The following is a 19,096-nucleotide window of genomic DNA, read 5'->3' as shown; positions in this document are numbered from 1 at the left end:
TCCATCCTTCGATGGATCATATCTGCACTCCCTCCCACCACGCGGTTTCGTCGTATCGCGATACCGTCATTCGGACCCAGGGTGACGAGTCCGGCGATTTGTATACCACATGCCATTGTGTGGAGGCGAGTGCCCATTGTCAGCGCAGCGCGTCCGCGATCCCGGCGACCGTAAGCTGACAATCGGGATGGCTCAACACACGTCTCCGCGTCACCCCGCCTGCGGAGCAATGCGGATGAAAGGCCCTTGGCTTTCGTGCGGGGCCGGTCCATGATTTCGCCAAAATTGCCCGCCTGCGCGGCGAGCAGAACGATGCAACGCTGAACGAGGGACGTCCATGCTCGCCAGCACCAGCCTGATCAAGTCCTCCTGGATTGCCGTGGATGTCGGTCATGACCGGGCCGAACGTGTGCTGGTGGTCGAGACATACATCGCGGTAAGTCCGCTCGAGCCGAACTTCGACGCGGCACAGTACGAGCGTGTTCTCGCCTGCGTGCAGAACGTGTTGAAGACACACCCGGAGATCGATCGCGCCTCGATCCTGAGCATGCACCGCGGATCCGGCTGTACCGCTCTATTCCGGAACCCGCCCGCCTCGGCCAAGCAGCCGGCGGCGGCCTGAGCCGCGTCAGGCGGGATCGGCCTGCGGGTCGCTCTGCGATACGGGCGGCTCCAATGCGACGCGGGCCGCGTGGAACCACCAGAGCGGGATGTCGCGGTTCGCCTTGACGAGTTCCGACGCCCAGCCCTCTTTGGGCATCACCTCGGCTCGATCCGCAAAAAGACGCAACGCGCTCTCGGCGCGCTCCCTGCGGCATCGCTCATGGATCGCCGCCCGCTCGGCCGCGGCCCGCGCGTCGGTCTGCTCGATCAGTCGGCGGGTAGCGAGGTCGTCCGCGTCGAACGCGAAGCGCTGCCAGAACGCTTCCGCCTCCCGCGCCACATCGCGTTCGCGTCGTGCCAGGGCGAGCGCCTCCTCTGACGCAGCCCTGGCCGCCTCCGCCATCTCGGCACGGAGCAGCATCCGGTTGTTGGCCTCCAGCAGTTCCCGCTCACGATCCGGGGCCATCCGCTGGCGGCGGAGCACCCGCAGCTCCTCCTCGTTGGCCGATCTGCCGGCAGCCGTGGCGAGCAGATCCGCCAGGGGACCGGCGGCCAGGGCTTCAGCCCGCTGCAGATAGCGTGCGCGCAAGCCCGGATGCGCCTCGTCGAGCGCATCATCGTCCCAGGACGGGCGTTCGGCGCATTCGCTCCGATCAGAATCGTACAGAGCGCGCGCGAGGGAGATGCGCAGGGGGTCGGGCAGCGGTGTCGCGGCGTGTTCGTTCATGAACCTGCATTCGCGATGAGCGATCAACGAAGCCTACAACGCGCCGGCGCGATCGAAGAGACCGGCACGGCGCGAAAAACCTGTATTTTTTCTTCGTGCAGCCTCGCGTCCGCTTTCCCGACGGGATCGAGGCGCACGAACGAAACCGCGTTCCCGTCGGTTCAACCGTCCAGCCCCGCGAGAGGCCACCGGCAGCCCCACAGCAGGTCTATGGTGCTGCGATCAAGCTTGGTCTTGCTCTCGCCGGTCCCGTGCTGCCGCCTAGCCGGCTCGCGACGAGGGCGATCGGAAACCGGCTGCCACGCCCGCTCGCTATTCAGAAGATTTGGCTGTCTCTCAAAGACGATAGCGCCGTCCCGCGACACAGGATACATCGTGAAGCGCGGTCTTCGGATGCCGATCAATCCACATGGTCCACACCGGCTACAATCCGGCGCTCGTCGCTCTGTCGATCGGCCTCTCGATCTTCGCCTCCTACACCGCCCTGGATCTGGGTGCCCGCATCCGTGGACCGGTTCCGGGTGCACGGTGGCCGTGGGTCGCGGGGGCAGCCCTGGCCATGGGCGGCGGCATCTGGTCGATGCACTTTGTCGGGATGCTGGCCTTCGAGATGGGCCTGCCGGCCGCCTACGATCTCGGCCTGACACTTCTCTCCCTGCTCATCGCCATCGCGTTCACCGGCGCGGCGTTCCTATGGGTGGCCTACCAGGGGGAGGGGCTCGCGGGTCTGCTCATCGCCGGTCCGCTGATGGGGCTCGGTGTCGCCGCGATGCACTACACCGGCATGGCGGCGCTCCAGATTTCAGGACGTCTCGCCTACAGCGTGCCGGTGGTGGCGCTCTCGGTGGCGATAGCCGTCACCGCCGCGACGGCTGCGCTGTGGCTCGCGTTCCGCCAGCACGGAGTCTGGCAGAAGCTTGCTGCCGCCAGCATCATGGGCCTCGCCGTGGCCGGCATGCATTACACCGGCATGGCGGCGGCCACGATCACGGCGTCGGAGGCCAGCGCCCATGCAGCCCATGCCGGGCTGGTTCCCCAGCGGCAGGAGAATCTGGCCCTCTACGTGGCGGGCGCAACCTTCCTTATCCTGTTCCTGGCGATGCTGGCCTCGTCCATCGACCAGCAGCGCGTTCAGCGCGAGTTGCTGGCGAGCGAGGCGCGCTTCCGCGCCGCCGTCCAGGCCGTCCGCGGCGTGCTCTGGACCAACGATGCCACGGGCCGGATGCTCGGCGACCAGCCGGGCTGGAGCGCGATCACCGGTCAGGCCCGCGAGGCGTACCAGGGTTTCGGATGGGCGGATGCGGTCCATCCCGACGACCGGCAGGAATCCGTCGATCGCTGGAACGAGACGGTCCGCGCGCGGCGCACCTTCGATCACGAGCATCGGGTGCGCTGCCACGATGGCACGTGGCGGCATTTCGCGATCCGCGCTGTCCCGGTGCTCGACGACCGGGGCGAGGTTCGGGAATGGGTCGGCGTTCACACCGACATCACCGAGCAGCGCCAAGCCGAAGCCGACCTGCGGGAATCAAACGAGGAAATCCAGCGCTACGCCTACATCGTCAGCCACGATCTGCGGTCGCCGCTCGTCAACGTGATGGGCTTCACCAGCGAGTTGGAGGCAACGCGGGTCGAGATCCGGGCCGCACTCGACGGCCATCCGCAGGCCGAGCGGATCGACGCGGATTTCGGCGAGGCGCTGGGCTTCATCAAGGCGGCAGTGAACCGGATGGAAGGGCTCATCGCCGCGATCCTGAAGCTGTCGCGGGAGGGCCGGCGCCAATTCATGCCGGAACCGCTCGACATGACCGTCCTGCTTCGGAGCGTCGTGGACGCGCAGCGGCATCAGGTCGAGGCGGCCGGCGCGGCCGTGACGATCGCGGACGATCTGCCCTCGATCGTCGCCGACCGGCTCGCGGTGGAGCAGATCTTCGGCAATCTGCTCGACAACGCGATCAAGTACCTCGACCCCGCCCGCCCGGGACGGGTGACCGTCACGGCCCGGCTGGCTGGCGCACGCGGGGTCTGCTTCTCGGTTACCGACAATGGTCGGGGCATCGCCGAGCGCGACCACGGGCGTGTCTTCGAACTGTTCCGGCGATCGGGCGCCCAGGACCGTCCCGGGGAGGGAATCGGCCTCGCTCACGTCAAGGCGCTGATCCGCTCGTTCGGCGGCCGGATCGACATTACCTCGAAACTCGGGGAGGGCACGACGTTCAACGTGACCTTGCCGCACGGTGCGTCTACAGCGGTTCTCGAAGACCGTGAGCCGGCGCCCCTCGCCGCCGAATGAGCGTGGAGCGAGCCGTGCATCCCGTCAGCATCGTGATGATCGAAGACGACGAGGGTCACGCGCGCCTGATCGAGCGGAATATCCGGCGGGCGGGCGTCAACAACGAGATCGTGCCGTTTCCGAACGGCACGTCCGCCCTCGAATACCTGTTCGGGCCGGACGGGTCCGGACTGGCGAGCGCCCGGCGCCACCTCCTGATCCTGCTCGACCTCAACCTGCCGGACATGACCGGGCTCGACATCCTGGAGAAGGTTAAGGCGAACCCGCATACGCGACGCTCACCCGTGGTGGTGCTCACCACCACCGACGACAGCCAGGAGATCCAACGCTGCTACGACCTGGGGGCGAACGTCTACATCACCAAGCCGGTGAACTACGACGGATTCGCCAACGCGATCCGGCAGCTGGGCCTGTTCTTCTCGGTCATGGAGGTCCCCGCGAACCCATGAGCGCGGAGACGACCGGCGAGGATCGCCCCGCCGCGGCGGCGCGCATCCTCTACATCGACGACGATCCTGGCCTCGGCCGCCTGGTCAAGCGCTCCCTGGAGGCGCGCGGCTACGCGGTGGAACTCTGCGGGAGCGGAGCCGAGGGCCTGGCGCGCCTCGCCCGGGGTGGCGTCGATGCCGTGGCGCTCGACCATCACATGCCGGGTCAGACGGGGCTCGACCTCCTGCCCGAGATCCGCAGCCTGCCGCAGGCCCCGCCGGTCATCTACGTGACCGGCTCCGAGGACAGCCGCGTCGCGGTGGCCGCCCTGAAGGCGGGTGCCGTCGACTACGTCTGGAAGGACATTCAGGGCCAGTTCCGCGAACTCCTTGGCGAGGCCGTTGCGACGGCTTTGCGACAGGAGGCCTTGCGGCGGGACAAGGAGCGCGCGGAAGCCGAGATGCGCGAGGCCCGGGACCGGGCCGAGTTGCTGCTGCGCGAGGTCAACCATCGCGTGGCCAATTCCCTGGCGCTGGTGGCAGCTCTCGCGCACATGCAGCGCAATGCCGTGACCGATCCGGCCGCCAAGGCCGCGCTCGACGAGATGCAGGCGCGGATCTCGGCGATCGCCGGTATCCACCGCCGCCTCTACACATCGGAGGACGTGGAGTCGGTCGAGCTGGACGCCTATCTGGCGAGTCTTGTCGAGGAATTGCAGGCCGCAATGCGGGCGAGCGGGCGCGATCACGCAATCCGTCTGCGGGCGGCGCCGGTGCGGCTCTCGACCGACAAGGCCGTCTCGGTCGGCGTCGTCGTGACCGAACTCGTGACCAACGCCTACAAGTACGCCTATCCGGCAGGTATTTCGGGGGAGATCCGGGTCACGGTCGACCGGGATGCTGCCGACACCGTCTCACTCGCCGTGGAAGATGACGGCATCGGCTGGACGGGGGAGGGTGAGATCCAGGGTACCGGGCTCGGCTCGCGCATCGTGCGCGCCATGGCGACGAACCTGCGCTCGGCGCTGTCCTATGTTCCCGGATCGCCCGGCACCCGCGCCGTACTGGTCTTCCAAGCCTGACTGGCGGCCTTAGCGCTCCGGCCGCTTGGCCATGCGCTCCAGCGCATCAAGCATCGGCTGCAGCGCGTCGTCATCGAGCGCGTGGAAGCCTAGCGCCCGCCCCATGAACAGCCCCAGGATCGCGAAGAACAGGACGGCGCCTTCGCCCGGACAGGCGCCCTCGATCCGCTCCAGACGACCCAGCTGGTCCGCCACGAAAGCCCGGTAATCGGCAAGCGCCTCGGGCGACTCGATCGAAGCCAGCAGCAGCGCGCGGGACGATTCGTCGTCGTCGCAATAATGCCCGCGGACATGCGCGACCATGGCCTGCGAGAGTTGCGACGGGCCGGGCGGGATCTCCGCCTCGCAGGCGGCGATCTCCTCGCGCAGGTCCGACAGCTTTCGGGCCACGAGGGCCGAGATCAACGCGTCTTTCGAGGCGTAGTGATGCAGCACGCCGCCCTTGCTCAGACCGGCCTCGACCGCGACCGCGTCGATGGTCAGCCCCCGGGCTCCGCTTTTGCGGAGGACTGCTGCAGCGGCTTCGAGGATGATCTCGGGCCGCTCAGCCAGCCGCCTGCGCTTCGCTTCCATCACTCACCTGCACTAAAAACCGACTGGACGGTATGTAACTGATCGAGTAGGACCACGCCACGCACTCTGCACGAGCCCGGCCGAGAAGGTCGACCGCATGATCCGTTTCGCCGCTCTCTGTCCAACCGGCTTTCTGCTCGCATTGATCGCGCCGGTCGGCATGAACTTCGCCCAGGCCGAGCCTGTCGCGACGGTCGATCCGTCGCCCGCGCGGGTGCGGATCGTCGAGGCCCAGCGCACGCCGATGGCCCTAGACGTGGTGCTGACGGGCGACATCCAGGCCCAGGCGCAGGTCAACGTCTCATTCCGGACGAACGGAAAGGTCGCCGAGCGACGGGTGGAGATCGGTGACCATGTCGCGGCGGACCAAGTCCTCGCTGTGCTCGAGCCGCTGACCCAGCGGGCGAATCTCGACAACGCCAAAGCGGCCGTCACCTCGTCGGAGGCGCTGCTGACGCAGGCCAGGATGTCGTTCGAGCGGCAGAAGCAGCTTCTGGCCGGCGGCTTCACGACGCGGACCGCCTACGACAACGCCGAGCAGGAGCTGAGGACCACGCAGGCCGCGGTAGATTCCGCCAAGGCCGCACTCGGCACCGCGCAGGAGCAGTTCTCCTACACGGAGCTGCGCGCCGGTGTCGCCGGCATCGTGACCAGCCGCAGCTTCGAGGTCGGGCAGGTGGTGCAGTCCGGTCAAACTGTGCTGGTGCTCGCGCAGGACGGGCCGCGGGATGCGGTCTTCAACGTGTACGAGTCACTCACCGCCCAGCCGCCCGCCAGCGACACCGTGGCCGTCGCGCTGCAATCCGATCCGAACGTCACGGCGACCGGGACCGTGCGCGAGATCTCGCCCACGGTCGACGCGTCGAGCGGGACGGTCCGCGTCAAGATCGGTCTCCAGTCGACGCCGGGCGCGATGGGCCTCGGGGCTGTCGTGGTCGGGCGGGGACAGTTCGCGCCGCACGAGGCCGTGGTTCTGCCCTGGTCCGCCCTCTACCGCTACGACGGACGCCCCTCCGTGTGGATCTACGATCCGGCCCAGCGGACCGTGTCGGTGCGCGCTGTCGAGATCGATCGTTTCGGGCCGGACATCATCGCGCTGAAGCGCGGCGTCGAGCCGGGCGAGCGCGTGGTGGTGGCCGGCATCCAGTTCCTTCGGCCCGGCCAGACGGTCGCGGCCGCCGAGGTCGGAGCCCGTCCATGAGGCCGCATGCGATCCTCACCGTCACTCTGCTGGCCGCGGTGCTTGGCGGGTGCAACGGTCACGAGGACAAGGCGCAGGACTCTACCGCCGAGGCGGCGCCCGTGCGCCCCGTGCTGACGCAGGTCGCCGAACCGAGCGATACCATCACCTTCGGCCCGTTCGCGGGAACGATCGAGCCCCGATACCAGGCACAGCTCGGCTTCCAGATTCCCGGCCGGATGGTGGCGCGCGACGTGACGGTCGGCGACATCGTCAAGAAGGGGCAACGTCTGGCCGCCCTCGACATCATCGTCTCACGCTTCGACCTGACGCGCGCCGAGGCGGATCTCGCCGACGCGCGCGCGCAGGCCGAGAACGCCGAGTCCGCCGAGGCGCGGACGCGCCGTCTGATGACCGGCAACAGCGTCGCGCAAGCCACCCTCGACCAGGCCGTGGCGAAACGTGAGACCGCCCGGGCGCGCGTCGAGCAGGCGCAGGCCAGCCTTCAGAAGGCCCGCGATCAGATGGGCTACACCGAGCTGAAGGCTGAATTCGACGGCGTGATCACGCAGCGCCTGGCCGAGGTCGGTCAGGTCCTGAGCGCCGGACAGGGCGTCGTGACGGTGGCGCGGCCCGACGTCCGCGAGGCGGTGGTCGACATTCCGGAAGCCTATGTAGGCGCGTTGCCGGCCGACTGCATCTTCACGGTGGCGCTCCAGAGCGCCCCAGACCTGACCGCGCGCGGACGGGTACGCGAGATCGCACCGCTCGCAGAAGCGGGGACGCGCTCGCGCCGCATCCGCATTTCGCTCGAGGATCCGAACCCCGCGTTCCGGCTCGGTGCGACCATCAACGTGGCGCTCACCAGCAAGGTCGAGCGGCGCTTCCTGCTGCCCGCATCGGCCCTGCTCGATCAGGACGGCCGCCGCTCCGTCTGGGTGGTCTCCGCCGACGCCAAGTCGGTGGCGCGCCGTGACGTGACGGTGGCGCCGCAGCCCGGCCGGGGGGAGACGGGCCGGATCGCCATCACCGCCGGGTTGCAGCCCGGCGACCGGGTCGTCGTCGCCGGCGTCCACGCACTGAAGGAAGGCCAGGCCGTGCGCCTGACCGACGGCGCCGTTTGAGCCGGCCGCACGGGGTTTCTGCGTGAAGGACTTCAACCTTTCCGACTGGGCGCTCGGGCACCGCTCGTTCGTCTGGTTTCTGATGCTCGTCTCGCTCGTCGCCGGCGTGATGGCCTATTCGCGCCTGGGCCGCGAGGAGGATCCGCCGTTCACGATCAAGACCATGGTCGTGCAGACGACATGGCCGGGTGCGACCATCAAGGATACGATCGATCAGGTCACCGACCGGGTCGAGAAGGAGCTGCAGCAGCTCAACGGGCTCGACTACGTCCGGAGCTACACGACCCCGGGGTCCTCCACGGTCTTCGTGCAGTTCCGCGACACGCTGAAGAAGGGCGAGATCCAGCCGGCCTTCTACCAGGTGCGCAAGCGCCTCGGCGACATCAAGGGCCAGTTTCCGGACGGCGTGCAGGGCCCGTTCTTCAACGACGAGTTCGGCGACGTCTACGGCAACATCTACGCGTTCACGGCCGACGGGCTGACCTATCGGCAGCTGCGCGACTACGTGGAGGGCGTCCGCACCGAGGTGCTGCGGGTCCCCGATATCGGCAAGACCCAGCTGATCGGCACTCAGGCCGAGACGATCTTCCTCGACTTCTCGACCCGCAAGCTCGCCGGCTACGGCATTGACTTCCAGGCACTGATCAAGGCGCTGCAGGCGCAGAATGCGGTCTCGGCCTCCGGTGTGGTCCAGGCGGGTCCGGAACGGGTCTCGCTTCGGGTCAGCGGCTCGTTCGCCTCAGAGGCGGCGCTCCAGGACTTCAACCTGCGGGTGAATGATCGCTTCTTCCGCCTCGCCGACATCGCCGAGATCAGCCGCGGCTACGAGGACCCGCCTGCACCGATGTTCCGGTTCGAGGGCAAGCCCGCCATCGGCCTCGCCATCGCCATGCGGCCGGGCGCCAACCTGCTGCATTTCGGCGAAGCCCTGAAGGAGCGCATGCGGCTGATCGAGGCCAAGCTGCCGGTGGGCGTCGGCGTCCATCTCGTGTCGGACCAGCCCAAGCAGGTGGAGCACGCGGTCGGCGGCTTCACCGAGGCCCTGGTCGAGGCGGTGATCATCGTGCTCGCCGTCAGCTTCGTGAGCCTCGGTGTCCGCGCCGGGCTGGTGGTGTCCGTGTCGATCCCGCTGGTTCTGGCGATCGTGTTCGTGGTCATGCAGATCATGGATGTGACGCTGCAGCGTATCTCGCTCGGCGCCCTGATCATCGCCCTCGGCCTCCTGGTCGACGACGCCATGATCACCGTGGAGATGATGGTCGCCCGCCTTGAGCGCGGCGACACGCTGCGGAAGGCCGCGACCTTCGCCTACACCTCTACGGCGTTCCCGATGCTGACCGGCACGCTCGTCACGGTAGCCGGATTCCTGCCCATCGGGTTCAACGGGTCGGGCGCGGGCGAGTACACCTACTCGCTGTTCGTGGTCATCGCCGCCGCGCTGCTGGTGTCGTGGGTCGTGGCGGTGCTGTTCGCCCCGCTGATCGGCGTCACGCTCCTGCCGAAAACCATGAAGCACCACACGGAGAAGCGGGGTCTCTTCACCCGCCTATTCCTGGCCGCGCTCCGTGTCGCCATGCGGTGGCGCTGGACCACGGTGGTCCTGTCCCTCGCGCTGATGATCAGCGCGATCGTCGGGATGGGACACGTGCAGCAGCAATTCTTTCCGTCCTCGGATCGGTCCGAGCTGCTGGTCGACCTGACGCTGCCGCAGAACGCCACGATCGCCGAGACCAAAGCCCAGATGGATCGGTTCGAGGCGAAGCTGAAGGACGATCCGGACGTGACGAGCTGGTCGTCCTATGTCGGGCAGGGCGCCGTGCGCTTCTACCTGCCCCTCGACCAGCAGCTCGCGAACGCGTTCTACGGTCAGATCGTGATCGTCACGAAATCCCTGGAGCTGCGCGACCGGGTCATGGCGCGACTTCAGGATATCGCCCAGCGCGACTTCGTCGGCACCGACGTGCTGGTGCAGCCGCTGAGCCTCGGGCCGCCTGTCGGCCGGCCGGTCCAGTATCGTCTCAGCGGGCCCAATATGGAGACCGCGCGCCACCTCGCCCTCGACCTCGCGAACGTGGTGGCCTCGGACAAGCGCCTCGACGTCCCGACCTTCGACTGGAACGAGCCCGGCAAGGTGCTGCGGGTCGAGATCCTGCAGGACAAGGCGCGCCAGCTCGGCGTGACCAGCCAGGATGTGGCCGGCATTCTCAACGGGATCGAGGGTGGCCAGGCGATCACCCAGGTGCGCGATTCGATCTACCTGGTGAATGTCGTCGGCCGGGCCCGGGCGGCGGAGCGGTCGTCGCTGGACACCCTCCAGTCGCTTCAGGTTGGTCTCGCCAACGGAACGGTGGTGCCGCTCCTCGCCTTCGCGCGGATCGGCTACGACCTCGAACAGCCGATCGTCTGGCGTCGGGACCGGCTGCCGACGGTGACGGTGCGCGCGACGATCCACGATGCCACGCAGCCCGCCACCATCGTGGCCGCCCTGCAACCCGGGATCGACGCCTTCATCAAGACGCTGCCGGAGGGTTACACGCTCCAGACCGGCGGCGCAGTCGAGGAATCGGCCAAAGGCCAGGGCCCGATCGCGGCCGTCGTCCCGGTCATGCTGCTCGCCATGGCCCTGCTGCTGATGATGCAGCTCCAGAGCTTCGGGCGGATGCTGCTCGTGTTCACGGTCGCGCCGCTCGGCCTGATCGGCGTGGTTCCGGCGCTCCTGCTGTTCGACAAGCCCATGGGCTTCGTCGCCATCCTGGGCATCCTGGCGCTGATCGGCATCATCATCCGCAACGCGGTGATCCTGGTGAGCCAGATCGAGGAGTTCCGGGCCGAGGGGATGGCCCCGTGGGACGCCGTGTTCGAGGCGACCCACCACCGCATGCGGCCGATCCTGCTGACGGCCGCGGCGGCGAGCCTGGGCCTGATTCCGATCGCCCGCGAGGTGTTCTGGGGCCCGATGGCCTTCGCGATGATCGGCGGCATCCTGGCAGCGACGTTCCTGACGCTGCTGTTCCTGCCCGCCCTGTATGTCGGCTGCTACCGCATCCGGCCCACTGCCGGCGCCACGGCGACGCACGCCGCCTGAACGGCGGCGGCAAGAGATCGCGGCGCCCTGTGTTGGCGCTGCGAGAAACGGTCGGCCCGCCTTTTCGCCCCCTCAGGCGGGCCGACCGTGACGATCCTTTCGGAGGATCGCGCTCTCCGTCATCACGAGCGCAGCGAAGCGACCCAGGGCAGCGCGACATCGGCCGGTGTCGCGCTGACTGGATTGTTTCGCTCCGCTCGCAAAGACAGCAGGGCGGAAGTCTTCATCCGAACGGGCATCAGGACCCGCCCGTCCGGATCGCCAGGTGGTCGGAGCGCTCCCATCCGTCCGCCCGCACGGGGCGGGATCACCGGCGCCATCCATCACGAGATGGTGGGACATGACGACGGGCGCAACTTTCGCGCCGGCCGGCGCGTAGGGTGGAGCCGTAACGGGGACACCACCTGCATGAACGCCTTCATCGCCGTCGTCCTGGTCTGCGCCAACGGCCTCGCCCAGGACGCCTGCACCGACCAACAGGCGCTGGAAGTGCGCAAGGTCCGGGTCGCCAACGAGCTCGGCTGCGCCACCGGGTGGCAGGAGATCATCGCCCGCACCGAGCGGCGCGACGAGATCGGCAAGAGCGCCTACCTCAAGACCGAGTGCCGCCGGGTGAAGGACCCGCAGTGACGCTCGGCCCGCCGCTACTTGTCGTACTTGATGTAGGCGAAGCGGGCATCGGTCGGCGTGCCTTCGAGGCCCTGGCCTTCCTGGCCCGGCTGCCACGCGACCACTTCCTCGATCTTCCGCGCGAGGGCGAAATCCTTGTCGGTGATGCCCTTCGCGGCGTGGTTCATGAGCCGGACCTCGACCCAGGCGTAAGACGCCGTGATGTCGGGATGGTGCCACGCGGCCTCGGCGAGGTGGCCCACGGTGTTGATGACCATCAGCGTGCTCTTCCAGCCTGCGGTCTTGTAGGTGCGGCGGATCCACCCATCCTCCAACCGCCACGCCGGCAATTCAGCTTTCAGCCGCGCCTCTACGGTCGCGGTGTCCAGAGCGCCTTCGCGTCGCTCGGTCATGGCCCAATCCTCCCGTTTTGCATGAACCCGGTGAAGGTGCCGCCGCGGCCGGTCACGCGCAAGCGCATCGTGCGCGGTGGACGCAGGCTCATGCGAGCCCTATGACCATTTTCCAATGGCGCCCGGACCACTCGGCACCTCAGTCTGCGGCTGCTGAAAACTGCGCAATACGATGGGAGAAGGCGTGATGCTGTCACGGCGCGCGATGCTCGCCGGAAGCCTGCTCGGCGGCCTCGGCCTGCGGGCGGCACGCGCCGACGCGCCGGTCATCCGCCTGGGCAGCCTGCCCTTCGGCACCTCGACCTGGGAGGCGGCCGTCATCAAGGCGCGCGGCCTCGATACCGCGAACGGCTTCCAGCTCGACGCGGTCAAGCTTGCCGGGAACGATGCCGCGCGGATCAGCTTCATCGGCGGTCAGGTCGACACGATCATCGGCGACCTGCTCTGGGCAGCCCGCCTCGGCAACGACGGACAGGCCGTCCGTTTCATTCCGTATTCGACTTCGGAAGGCGCCGTGATGGTGCCGGCCGACAGCGCGATCAAGTCCTTGAAGGACCTCGACGGCAAACGTCTCGGCGTGGCCGGCGGCCCCCTCGACAAGAACTGGCTGCTCTTGAAGGCCCAGGCCAAGGACGCTGCCGGCATCGACCTCGAGCACGCAGCCGAGATCGCCTACGGTGCGCCGCCGCTGATCACGCTGAAGCTGGAGCAGGGCGCTCTCGACGCGGCGCTGACTTACTGGACCTACTGCGCGCGGCTTGAGGCCAAGAAGTACCGCCGGCTCGTCGGGGCCGAGGACGTCATGCACGCCCTGGGCGTGTCGGGCGATGTCGCGCTGATCGGCTACCTGTTCCAGGACACGACCGTGAAGGAGAAGCCGGACGCGGTGGCCGGCTTCGCCCGGGCGTCGCGGGCCGCCAAGGACATGCTGGCCCAGGATCCGAGCACCTGGCAGATCGTGCGCCCGCTGATGGCTGCCGAGGATGACGCCACCTTCGAGGCCCTGAAGCGCGATTTCCTGGCCGGCATCCCGCGCAGGCCGGTGGCCGAGGAGCGCGCCGATGCCGAGAAGCTCTACGCCGTGATGGCGCGGCTCGGCGGCACCCGCCTGGTCGGCAAGGGCAACGCTCTCCCGCCTGACCTCTACTACGATTCCGGCCGGAATGGCTGAGGCACCCCTCCGCTCGGCTGCCGTGACGGTCTTCCGGAACGCCGGGACCGCATGGGCGCACTGACCCGCATCGCGTCGCTCATCGTACTCGTCGCCGCGTGGCAGGCTGCCGCGCTGGAGGCCGGGTCGCGTCTGCTGCCAGCGCCCCTCACGGTGCTGCGCTTCATCGTGCAAGAGGCCGAACGCGGCGACCTCGTCCACAATGTCGGTGTGACGCTGCTCCGGGTCGCGATCTCGTTCACGGTGGCGATGGCGCTCGGGGTCGCGCTGGGCGTCGCCCTCGGGCGGTCGAAGGCCGCCGACCTGACCCTCGACACGCCGCTCCTCGTCCTGCTCAACACGCCGGCTCTGGTCATCACGGTGCTGGCCTATGTCTGGGTCGGGCTGACCGAGACGGCGGCGATCCTCGCGGTGGTGCTCAACAAGCTCCCGAACGTAGCGGTGATCGTGCGCGAGGGCGCGCGGAACCTCGATCCAGGCCTCGACGAGATGGCGAGGGCCTACCGCCTCGACCGCCGCGCCTGGATCCGCGACGTGCTGATCCCGCAGCTGCAGCCCTACATGGTCACCGCAGCTCGCTCGGGCCTCTCGCTCGCCTGGAAAATCGTCCTGGTGGTCGAGCTGCTCGGACGCCCGGACGGGGTCGGATTCGCGATCAACTACTACTTCGTCCAGAGCACCGACGTGGCCGCGATCATCGGCTACAGCCTCGTCTTCATGGCCGTGATGATCGGCATCGATGTCCTCCTGCTGCAGCGGCTCGAAACCCATGTCCGCCGCTGGCGCTGAGCCCGTCCTCCAGGTCGCGATCGACGCGAAATGGTACCGGCCCCCTGGCGCTGAGCCGGTCGAGGCGGTCCGCGGCCTCGCGTTCGGCGTCGGCGCCGGCGAGATCGTCTGCCTGATCGGTCCCTCGGGCGCGGGAAAGACCACGACCCTGCGGATCCTGCTCGGCCTCGATCCGGATTTCGAGGGACGCGTCTCAGGGGCGGACAAGGCCGGGATCGTCTTCCAGGAGCCCCGGCTGCTGCCTTGGCGAAGTATTGAGCACAATGTCCGCCTCGGGCTGCCCCGGGCACGCCGTGACCAGAACCTCGACGAGCTGTTCGCGCAGCTCGGGCTGACGGCTTGGCGCGGGAGCTATCCCAAGGCGCTCTCTCTCGGGATGCAGCGCCGGGTCGCGCTCGCCCGGGCCCTCGCCGCCGGACCGCGGATCCTCGTGCTCGACGAGCCGTTCGTCTCCCTGGACGATGCCGCCGCCGCCGAGCTGCGCGGGCTCGTGGTGGACACGGTGGACAGAGCCGGCATGAGCGTCCTGATGGTGACCCACAACGTCGCCGAGGCCATCGGCATCGCGGATCGGCTTCTGCTCGTGTCGCGGCGTCCGGCAAGCCTCATCGGCGATGTACCCCTCGACCGTCCGCGACGCGCCCGCGACCGCGCCTGGGCCGAGGCGACGCGGGCGTCGCTCGCGGCTCGCCACCCCGACATCATCGCTGTCTAGGCCGCCCGACGCGCCGGTGGTGCGCAGCGCCCCCCGGCGCGCTCAGTTCGCCTTCGCCTCGACTTCCAGCCGGTCGAGCACCGCGGCCGGCGAGCGCGCGGCGCCGAGATCGATGAAGCCGATCCCCGCCGGCTCCTTGGCCTTGGCGTGCACGACCAGCTTCCCGGGCTTCATCACGAACTGGCCCATGGCGGCGCCGATCCCTTTCGCGGCGGCGCTGTTGCCGAGGATGATCGGCACACCGAGCAGGCTGGCGGTGACGTATTCCTTGCGCAGCTCATCCGGCTTGAGGCTCATGTCCTTCGACTGCGCTGTGAGGAAGCGCTCGAACAGGCCGGCATTCTCCACCGTCAGGTCGAGGGTCTTGGCGCTCCCGGAGAACATCAGCATCGTCGCCGCCGGCAGGGACCCGGAGAACAGCTCCGGCCCGATGCCGCCCAGCGTCCCCGACAACCGGACCGTCCCGATGTCGCGCCCGGTGACCGTGATCTCGCGCAGCGACAGATCGCGCGCCTTCTCGTCCAGGCTCGCATCGGCCACGGCATCGAGGTCGAGGTCCCGGTAGCCGTAGACCGGCAGCATGCCGAGGATCGGCGCGCCGGCCAGCAGATCCGCCGGCAAGCTCAGGCCATTCAGGCTGAGGCGGCTGGTGCTCGGCACGCCGTCGCTGGGCGGCCCGAAGGCCAGGACCGCATTGCGCAGGCCGATCTGGCGCGCGGGGCGGGGCGACACCGTTACGGCGAGGGGATCGGCCGCCTTCAGGTCCGCAACCTTGGGATCTGCCGCTTTGCCGATGCCCGGCCGGCTCGCGTCGGGACCGGCGCCGCGCGCGGGGGCCCGGGCGTCGCGCGGGGGCGCCGGGTCTGGCGCGACCTCGGACGGAAGATCGATCGACAGATCGTTCAGGGTCAGGTTGCCGAGCGTCGGCGCCAGACGGCGCATCTCAACATCCGACAGGCTGGCGTCTGCCCCGGGTTCGGCGGCGATACCGCGCAGCGCCGCCACCGTGGGTGACAGCGAGGTTCCGGCGAGGGCGAGGCGGCCGATATGCGCGCGCAGGCTCCCGCGCGAAAACGCGAGATCCTGCAGAACCGTCCCGGCATCCGATCCCGCGGATGCGTAGCCGACACGGCCGATCTTGAACAGCACCGGCCCCCGCGGGTCGGAATCGCTGACGCTCAGGCCCTGCATCTCCAGGCTTCCCACGGCGGTCGCCTCGATCAGGTCGGCGGCCGCGCCGGCGAAGGCACGCCGGTCATTCGCCCCCTGGAAGCCCGCGGCCACGATTTCGAAGGCCCCGTTCCAACCGTCGGGCACCTGACGACCGCCGAGATCGCGCCCGCTCAGGCGCGCGATCTTCACGGTTGTCCCGCGTGCGTCTGAGTAGGTCACGTCGGAGACCTGAACGGTGCCGTAGACGCGCTGGACCGGTCCCTTCCCGTCCCCCGGGAGGGTGTAGAGGCGATTGAGTGCTGCGAGATCGAGATCCGTCGCCCGCACCTGGCCGTAGGTGCCGGAACTGCGGTTCGGCCCCGCGACGACGCTGATCGTTGCACCTGCGGCGATCAGCTCGCCGACGCGGCCGCCCCGGACATCGCGCGCGACGACGTCGCGGTACGTGACGATCTGGCGGTTTTCGCCGGGCCCGACATTCTCCGACGTCAGAACCGGAACCGTGAGGCTCCCGGCATCGAGCTGGGCGAGCCGCGTTTCCCAGGGCACAGACGAGTCCGGCCGGAGGATCCCGGCAAGGTCCTCTTTAGAGAGGCGCGTGCCACTCGCAGTCAGCTTTGGCGCCTTGAGCAGCGTCCCGCCAAGCGGCAGCACCACGTCGGTGACGGTGATGTCCTGAACGGCGGCGGCGCCCTCCTGTGCGGCGACGGGCGCCAAGGGAACGCCGAGGCCGAGCAGGACCATCGCACCGGCCGCCGCCAAGGCCGACCGGAGGCGGAAGCTGGCCTTCGGATGGATCATGACCGTCTCGGGACCGGGGCTTTTGCAGGATCCCGTAGGGGTGCCGCGTTTTGCCGGACCTGGCAATCGCGCGGCCCGGGTCAAGCGTCCGAGCCGGGCCGGGTGTCGTAAGAGCGCAACGGCCAGCCGGCTGGCCGCCTAGAGCGAGAAGGACGTGCCACAGCCGCAGGAGGCGGTCGCAAGCGGGTTTTCGATCTTGAAGGACTGGCCGATCAGATCGTTCACGAAGTCGATGGTCGAGCCGCTCATGTATTCCAGCGAGACCGGATCGACGATCACGGTGGCGCCGTCGCGCTCGATCGCGATGTCCTGAGCCTCGCGATCCCGGGCGATGTCGAAGGCGTAGGAGAAGCCCGAGCAACCTCCGCCGTTGACGCTGATCCGCAACGACGAGCCGGATGGCTCGGAGCCCATGATCTCGTTGATGCGCTTGGCCGCGCGGGCGGTCAGGGTGATATCAGCCATCGGTCTCTGGCCACGCATTCGTTCGGTGGACGGCGGCGCGCGTGTGTTGCCGCGGACGCCTCGACCCACAAGATATGAGCCATGGGCCCGCGCTGCAACGCGCCGGACGGGGAGGGGTCATGACCAGGTTGCGGGCGAAGGCGAGCGGGCATCGTGCGAGCGAACGGTGAGCGCTGGCGCGCGCCCTACGCCACGGATCCGGCCCGGACCCGTGGCCGGCTCATCCCCGAAGCCGGCTCGCCCACGCGCAGCGATTTTCAGCGCGACCGGGACCGGATCATCCACTCGACGGCCTTCCGGCGCCTCAAGCACAAGACGCAGGTCTTCGTGCATCATGAGGGCGATCATTATCGCACGCGGCTGACCCACACTCTCGAGGTCAGCCAGATCGGCCGTGCGCTCGCCCGGGCCCTGGGCCTCGACGAGGACCTCGCGGAAGCGCTGGCGCTGAGCCACGACCTCGGCCACACCTGCTTCGGCCATACAGGTGAGGACGCCCTCGACGCCTGCTTGGCCCCCCATGGGGGTTTCGACCACAATGCCCAGGCCTTGCGGATCGTCACGCGCCTGGAGCGGCGCTACGCCGGTTTCGACGGGCTCAACCTCGCCTGGGAGACTCTCGAAGGCCTGGTCAAGCACAACGGGCCGCTGCTCAGCGCCGACGGTCGGCCGACCCCGCGCTACGTCGAGCGCGGAGTCCCGGCCGCGATCCTCGAATATGATGCTCTGAATCCCCTGGACCTGTGGAGCCAGGCCGGCCCGGAGGCGCAGGCCGCCTCGCTAGCCGACGATATCGCCTACGCGGCCCACGACCTAGACGACGGGCTGCGTGCCGGCTTGTTCGAGATCCCGGACCTGCGCGCGGTCCCGTTCCTGGCCGACCTCCTCGACGAGATCGACCGGCTTCATCCGGGTCTCGAACCGTCGCGGAAGATCCACGAACTGGCGCGGCGCGTGATCACGCGCTTCGTCGAGGACGTGATCCGCGAAGGCGGCCGCCGCATCGCGGCTTTGGACCCGCGCAGCGTCGAGGATATCCGCCGGGCCGACGCCCCGGTCATCGCGTTCTCACCGGAGATCGCGGCAGCCGACGCCGACATCATGCGCTTCCTGTGGGGGCGGATGTACCGGCATCCGGGCGTCGTGGCGGTGCGCACAAAGGCCGACGCCATCGTCCGCGACCTGTTCACCGCCTTCACCGCGAATCCGTCGCGCATGCCCGAGGAGTGGAGCACCGGCCTCGACGGCGCCGGCGAGGCACGCATCGCGCGCAGGGTCGCGGACTACATCGCCGGCATGACCGACACCTACGCGGTGCTGGCCCACCGTAAGCTGTACGATTCGACGCCGGACCTGCACTGGGAATTGCCGAGCCGGGGATTGCCCCTCGCCGAGCCGTGAGGCCGGGCGAGGGGCATAGCGGTCAGCAGCCGCAGCCGTACCCGTAACCATAACCGCCGTAATAGCCGGCCGGATAGCTGTAGCTGTAGCCGCCATAGGCGGCCGGATAGCCGTAGCCATAACCGTAGCCGCCATACCCGCCATAGCCATAGGACCCGTAAAGGCTGCCCGCGGCGAGGCCGAGACCCAGCCCGATGCCGGCGCCGGCAAGTCCATAGCCGAAGCCGCGGCCATACCCGTAGCCGCGGCCGTAGAAGCCGCGCCCCGCGAATCCCCGATAGCCATAGCCGCCGCCATGGAAACCGCCGCCGTAGAAGCCGCCGTACCGGAAGCCGCGGGCTTCCGCGTTCGGGGCAGCCAGGATCACGGCGCCGAGCGCCGTTGCCGCGATCATCAAGGTTTTCATCAGTCTCTCCGTGATCGAGGATCTTACGATCACCTGTCAGGACACCGCCTGATTTCCG

The 19,096-nt window shown here is 68.7% G+C and carries 18 protein-coding genes; 12 read left to right on the top strand and 6 right to left on the bottom strand.

All coding sequences use genetic code 11. The features are described from left to right. Positions 1-337 precede the first annotated feature (337 nt). Complete coding sequence (locus AC3WSN_RS15350) at positions 338-622, top strand: hypothetical protein (protein ID WP_192707692.1); 285 nt, start codon at positions 338-340, stop codon at positions 620-622. 6 nt (positions 623-628) lie between these two features. Here AC3WSN_RS15350 and AC3WSN_RS15345 read toward each other — a convergent pair whose 3' ends face one another. Further along, positions 629-1,330, bottom strand: coding sequence for a hypothetical protein (locus AC3WSN_RS15345; protein WP_492539041.1), 702 nt, complete (start codon positions 1,328-1,330; stop codon positions 629-631). Positions 1,331-1,739: 409 nt separating this feature from the next. Here AC3WSN_RS15345 and AC3WSN_RS15340 point away from each other — a divergent pair, with 409 nt between their 5' ends. Genes AC3WSN_RS15340 through AC3WSN_RS15330 form a run of 3 tightly spaced genes read left to right on the top strand, consistent with a single transcriptional unit; the run spans position 1,740 to position 5,133 of the window. Continuing rightward, positions 1,740-3,623 carry an MHYT domain-containing protein gene (locus AC3WSN_RS15340; protein WP_492539040.1) on the top strand — a complete coding sequence of 628 codons (1,884 nt, stop codon included), beginning with the start codon at positions 1,740-1,742 and terminating at the stop codon, positions 3,621-3,623. Further along, positions 3,620-4,072 carry a response regulator gene (locus tag AC3WSN_RS15335; protein ID WP_492539038.1) on the top strand — a complete coding sequence of 151 codons (453 nt, stop codon included), beginning with the start codon at positions 3,620-3,622 and terminating at the stop codon, positions 4,070-4,072. The genes AC3WSN_RS15340 and AC3WSN_RS15335 overlap by 4 nt, the downstream gene beginning before the upstream one ends. Beyond that, complete coding sequence (locus AC3WSN_RS15330) at positions 4,069-5,133, top strand: response regulator (RefSeq protein ID WP_492539036.1); 1,065 nt, start codon at positions 4,069-4,071, stop codon at positions 5,131-5,133. Before AC3WSN_RS15335 ends, AC3WSN_RS15330 begins: the two co-directional genes overlap by 4 nt. 9 nt (positions 5,134-5,142) lie before the next feature. Here the strand turns inward: AC3WSN_RS15330 and AC3WSN_RS15325 are convergent, their stop codons facing one another. Beyond that, positions 5,143-5,706: a TetR/AcrR family transcriptional regulator gene (locus AC3WSN_RS15325; RefSeq protein WP_492539034.1), complete on the bottom strand. Its 564-nt coding sequence runs from the start codon at positions 5,704-5,706 to the stop codon at positions 5,143-5,145. Between the two features lie 97 nt (positions 5,707-5,803). Between AC3WSN_RS15325 and AC3WSN_RS15320 the strand changes: the two genes are divergently transcribed. The 4 genes from AC3WSN_RS15320 to AC3WSN_RS15305 all read left to right on the top strand — a co-directional run bounded on the left by AC3WSN_RS15320 (position 5,804) and on the right by AC3WSN_RS15305 (position 11,725). Then, complete coding sequence (locus tag AC3WSN_RS15320; protein WP_492539032.1) at positions 5,804-6,907, top strand: efflux RND transporter periplasmic adaptor subunit; 1,104 nt, start codon at positions 5,804-5,806, stop codon at positions 6,905-6,907. After that, complete coding sequence (locus tag AC3WSN_RS15315; protein ID WP_492539030.1) at positions 6,904-8,010, top strand: efflux RND transporter periplasmic adaptor subunit; 1,107 nt, start codon at positions 6,904-6,906, stop codon at positions 8,008-8,010. Before AC3WSN_RS15320 ends, AC3WSN_RS15315 begins: the two co-directional genes overlap by 4 nt. Before the next feature lie 22 nt (positions 8,011-8,032). Continuing rightward, positions 8,033-11,095: an efflux RND transporter permease subunit gene (locus AC3WSN_RS15310; RefSeq protein WP_492539028.1), complete on the top strand. Its 3,063-nt coding sequence runs from the start codon at positions 8,033-8,035 to the stop codon at positions 11,093-11,095. A gap of 408 nt (positions 11,096-11,503) precedes the next feature. Then, entirely contained in the window at positions 11,504-11,725 is a 222-nt protein-coding gene (locus tag AC3WSN_RS15305) for a hypothetical protein (RefSeq protein WP_192707701.1), read from the top strand. A 14-nt stretch (positions 11,726-11,739) separates the two neighbouring features. Here AC3WSN_RS15305 and AC3WSN_RS15300 read toward each other — a convergent pair whose 3' ends face one another. Next, positions 11,740-12,117: a 4a-hydroxytetrahydrobiopterin dehydratase gene (locus tag AC3WSN_RS15300; RefSeq protein ID WP_492539026.1), complete on the bottom strand. Its 378-nt coding sequence runs from the start codon at positions 12,115-12,117 to the stop codon at positions 11,740-11,742. 187 nt (positions 12,118-12,304) lie between these two features. Between AC3WSN_RS15300 and AC3WSN_RS15295 the strand changes: the two genes are divergently transcribed. The 3 genes from AC3WSN_RS15295 to AC3WSN_RS15285 are packed head-to-tail and all read left to right on the top strand — an operon-like array spanning position 12,305 to position 14,792. Continuing rightward, positions 12,305-13,288: an ABC transporter substrate-binding protein gene (locus AC3WSN_RS15295; RefSeq protein WP_192707703.1), complete on the top strand. Its 984-nt coding sequence runs from the start codon at positions 12,305-12,307 to the stop codon at positions 13,286-13,288. Between the two features lie 51 nt (positions 13,289-13,339). Then, positions 13,340-14,077 carry an ABC transporter permease gene (locus AC3WSN_RS15290; RefSeq protein WP_192707704.1) on the top strand — a complete coding sequence of 246 codons (738 nt, stop codon included), beginning with the start codon at positions 13,340-13,342 and terminating at the stop codon, positions 14,075-14,077. Continuing rightward, positions 14,058-14,792 (top strand): ABC transporter ATP-binding protein, encoded by a 735-nt coding sequence (locus tag AC3WSN_RS15285; protein WP_192707705.1) that lies wholly within the window; start codon positions 14,058-14,060, stop codon positions 14,790-14,792. The genes AC3WSN_RS15290 and AC3WSN_RS15285 overlap by 20 nt, the downstream gene beginning before the upstream one ends. Positions 14,793-14,834: 42 nt before the next feature. On the opposite strand, the gene AC3WSN_RS15280 is transcribed toward AC3WSN_RS15285, so the two are convergent. Together AC3WSN_RS15280 and AC3WSN_RS15275 are read right to left on the bottom strand one after the other, a co-directional pair. Further along, the gene (locus AC3WSN_RS15280) at positions 14,835-16,766 is read right to left on the bottom strand and encodes an aq_1923 C-terminal domain (protein WP_492539023.1); all 1,932 of its coding nucleotides are present in this window, start codon (positions 16,764-16,766) and stop codon (positions 14,835-14,837) included. 138 nt (positions 16,767-16,904) lie between these two features. Next, complete coding sequence (locus tag AC3WSN_RS15275; protein ID WP_192707707.1) at positions 16,905-17,231, bottom strand: HesB/IscA family protein; 327 nt, start codon at positions 17,229-17,231, stop codon at positions 16,905-16,907. Between the two features lie 153 nt (positions 17,232-17,384). Between AC3WSN_RS15275 and AC3WSN_RS15270 the strand changes: the two genes are divergently transcribed. After that, positions 17,385-18,632, top strand: a complete 1,248-nt coding sequence (locus AC3WSN_RS15270) for a deoxyguanosinetriphosphate triphosphohydrolase (RefSeq protein ID WP_492539021.1) — start codon at positions 17,385-17,387, stop codon at positions 18,630-18,632. Between the two features lie 22 nt (positions 18,633-18,654). On the opposite strand, the gene AC3WSN_RS15265 is transcribed toward AC3WSN_RS15270, so the two are convergent. Continuing rightward, positions 18,655-19,038 (bottom strand): hypothetical protein, encoded by a 384-nt coding sequence (locus tag AC3WSN_RS15265; RefSeq protein WP_492539019.1) that lies wholly within the window; start codon positions 19,036-19,038, stop codon positions 18,655-18,657. Positions 19,039-19,096: the final 58 nt, after the last annotated feature.

It is taken from the genome of Methylobacterium sp. FW102-HT35C08 (genome assembly GCF_058790235.1).
This window is presented reverse-complemented; position numbering and strand designations above follow the sequence as displayed.

Coding starts and splice junctions, on each gene's coding strand:
- AC3WSN_RS15350 (WP_192707692.1), top strand. CDS start 338: ATGCTCGCCAGCACCAGCCTGATCAAGTCCTCCTGGATTGCCGTGGAT.
- AC3WSN_RS15345 (WP_492539041.1), bottom strand. CDS start 1,330: ATGAACGAACACGCCGCGACACCGCTGCCCGACCCCCTGCGCATCTCC.
- AC3WSN_RS15340 (WP_492539040.1), top strand. CDS start 1,740: ATGGTCCACACCGGCTACAATCCGGCGCTCGTCGCTCTGTCGATCGGC.
- AC3WSN_RS15335 (WP_492539038.1), top strand. CDS start 3,620: ATGAGCGTGGAGCGAGCCGTGCATCCCGTCAGCATCGTGATGATCGAA.
- AC3WSN_RS15330 (WP_492539036.1), top strand. CDS start 4,069: ATGAGCGCGGAGACGACCGGCGAGGATCGCCCCGCCGCGGCGGCGCGC.
- AC3WSN_RS15325 (WP_492539034.1), bottom strand. CDS start 5,706: ATGGAAGCGAAGCGCAGGCGGCTGGCTGAGCGGCCCGAGATCATCCTC.
- AC3WSN_RS15320 (WP_492539032.1), top strand. CDS start 5,804: ATGATCCGTTTCGCCGCTCTCTGTCCAACCGGCTTTCTGCTCGCATTG.
- AC3WSN_RS15315 (WP_492539030.1), top strand. CDS start 6,904: ATGAGGCCGCATGCGATCCTCACCGTCACTCTGCTGGCCGCGGTGCTT.
- AC3WSN_RS15305 (WP_192707701.1), top strand. CDS start 11,504: ATGAACGCCTTCATCGCCGTCGTCCTGGTCTGCGCCAACGGCCTCGCC.
- AC3WSN_RS15300 (WP_492539026.1), bottom strand. CDS start 12,117: ATGACCGAGCGACGCGAAGGCGCTCTGGACACCGCGACCGTAGAGGCG.
- AC3WSN_RS15295 (WP_192707703.1), top strand. CDS start 12,305: ATGCTGTCACGGCGCGCGATGCTCGCCGGAAGCCTGCTCGGCGGCCTC.
- AC3WSN_RS15290 (WP_192707704.1), top strand. CDS start 13,340: ATGGGCGCACTGACCCGCATCGCGTCGCTCATCGTACTCGTCGCCGCG.
- AC3WSN_RS15285 (WP_192707705.1), top strand. CDS start 14,058: ATGTCCGCCGCTGGCGCTGAGCCCGTCCTCCAGGTCGCGATCGACGCG.
- AC3WSN_RS15280 (WP_492539023.1), bottom strand. CDS start 16,766: ATGATCCATCCGAAGGCCAGCTTCCGCCTCCGGTCGGCCTTGGCGGCG.
- AC3WSN_RS15275 (WP_192707707.1), bottom strand. CDS start 17,231: ATGGCTGATATCACCCTGACCGCCCGCGCGGCCAAGCGCATCAACGAG.
- AC3WSN_RS15265 (WP_492539019.1), bottom strand. CDS start 19,038: ATGAAAACCTTGATGATCGCGGCAACGGCGCTCGGCGCCGTGATCCTG.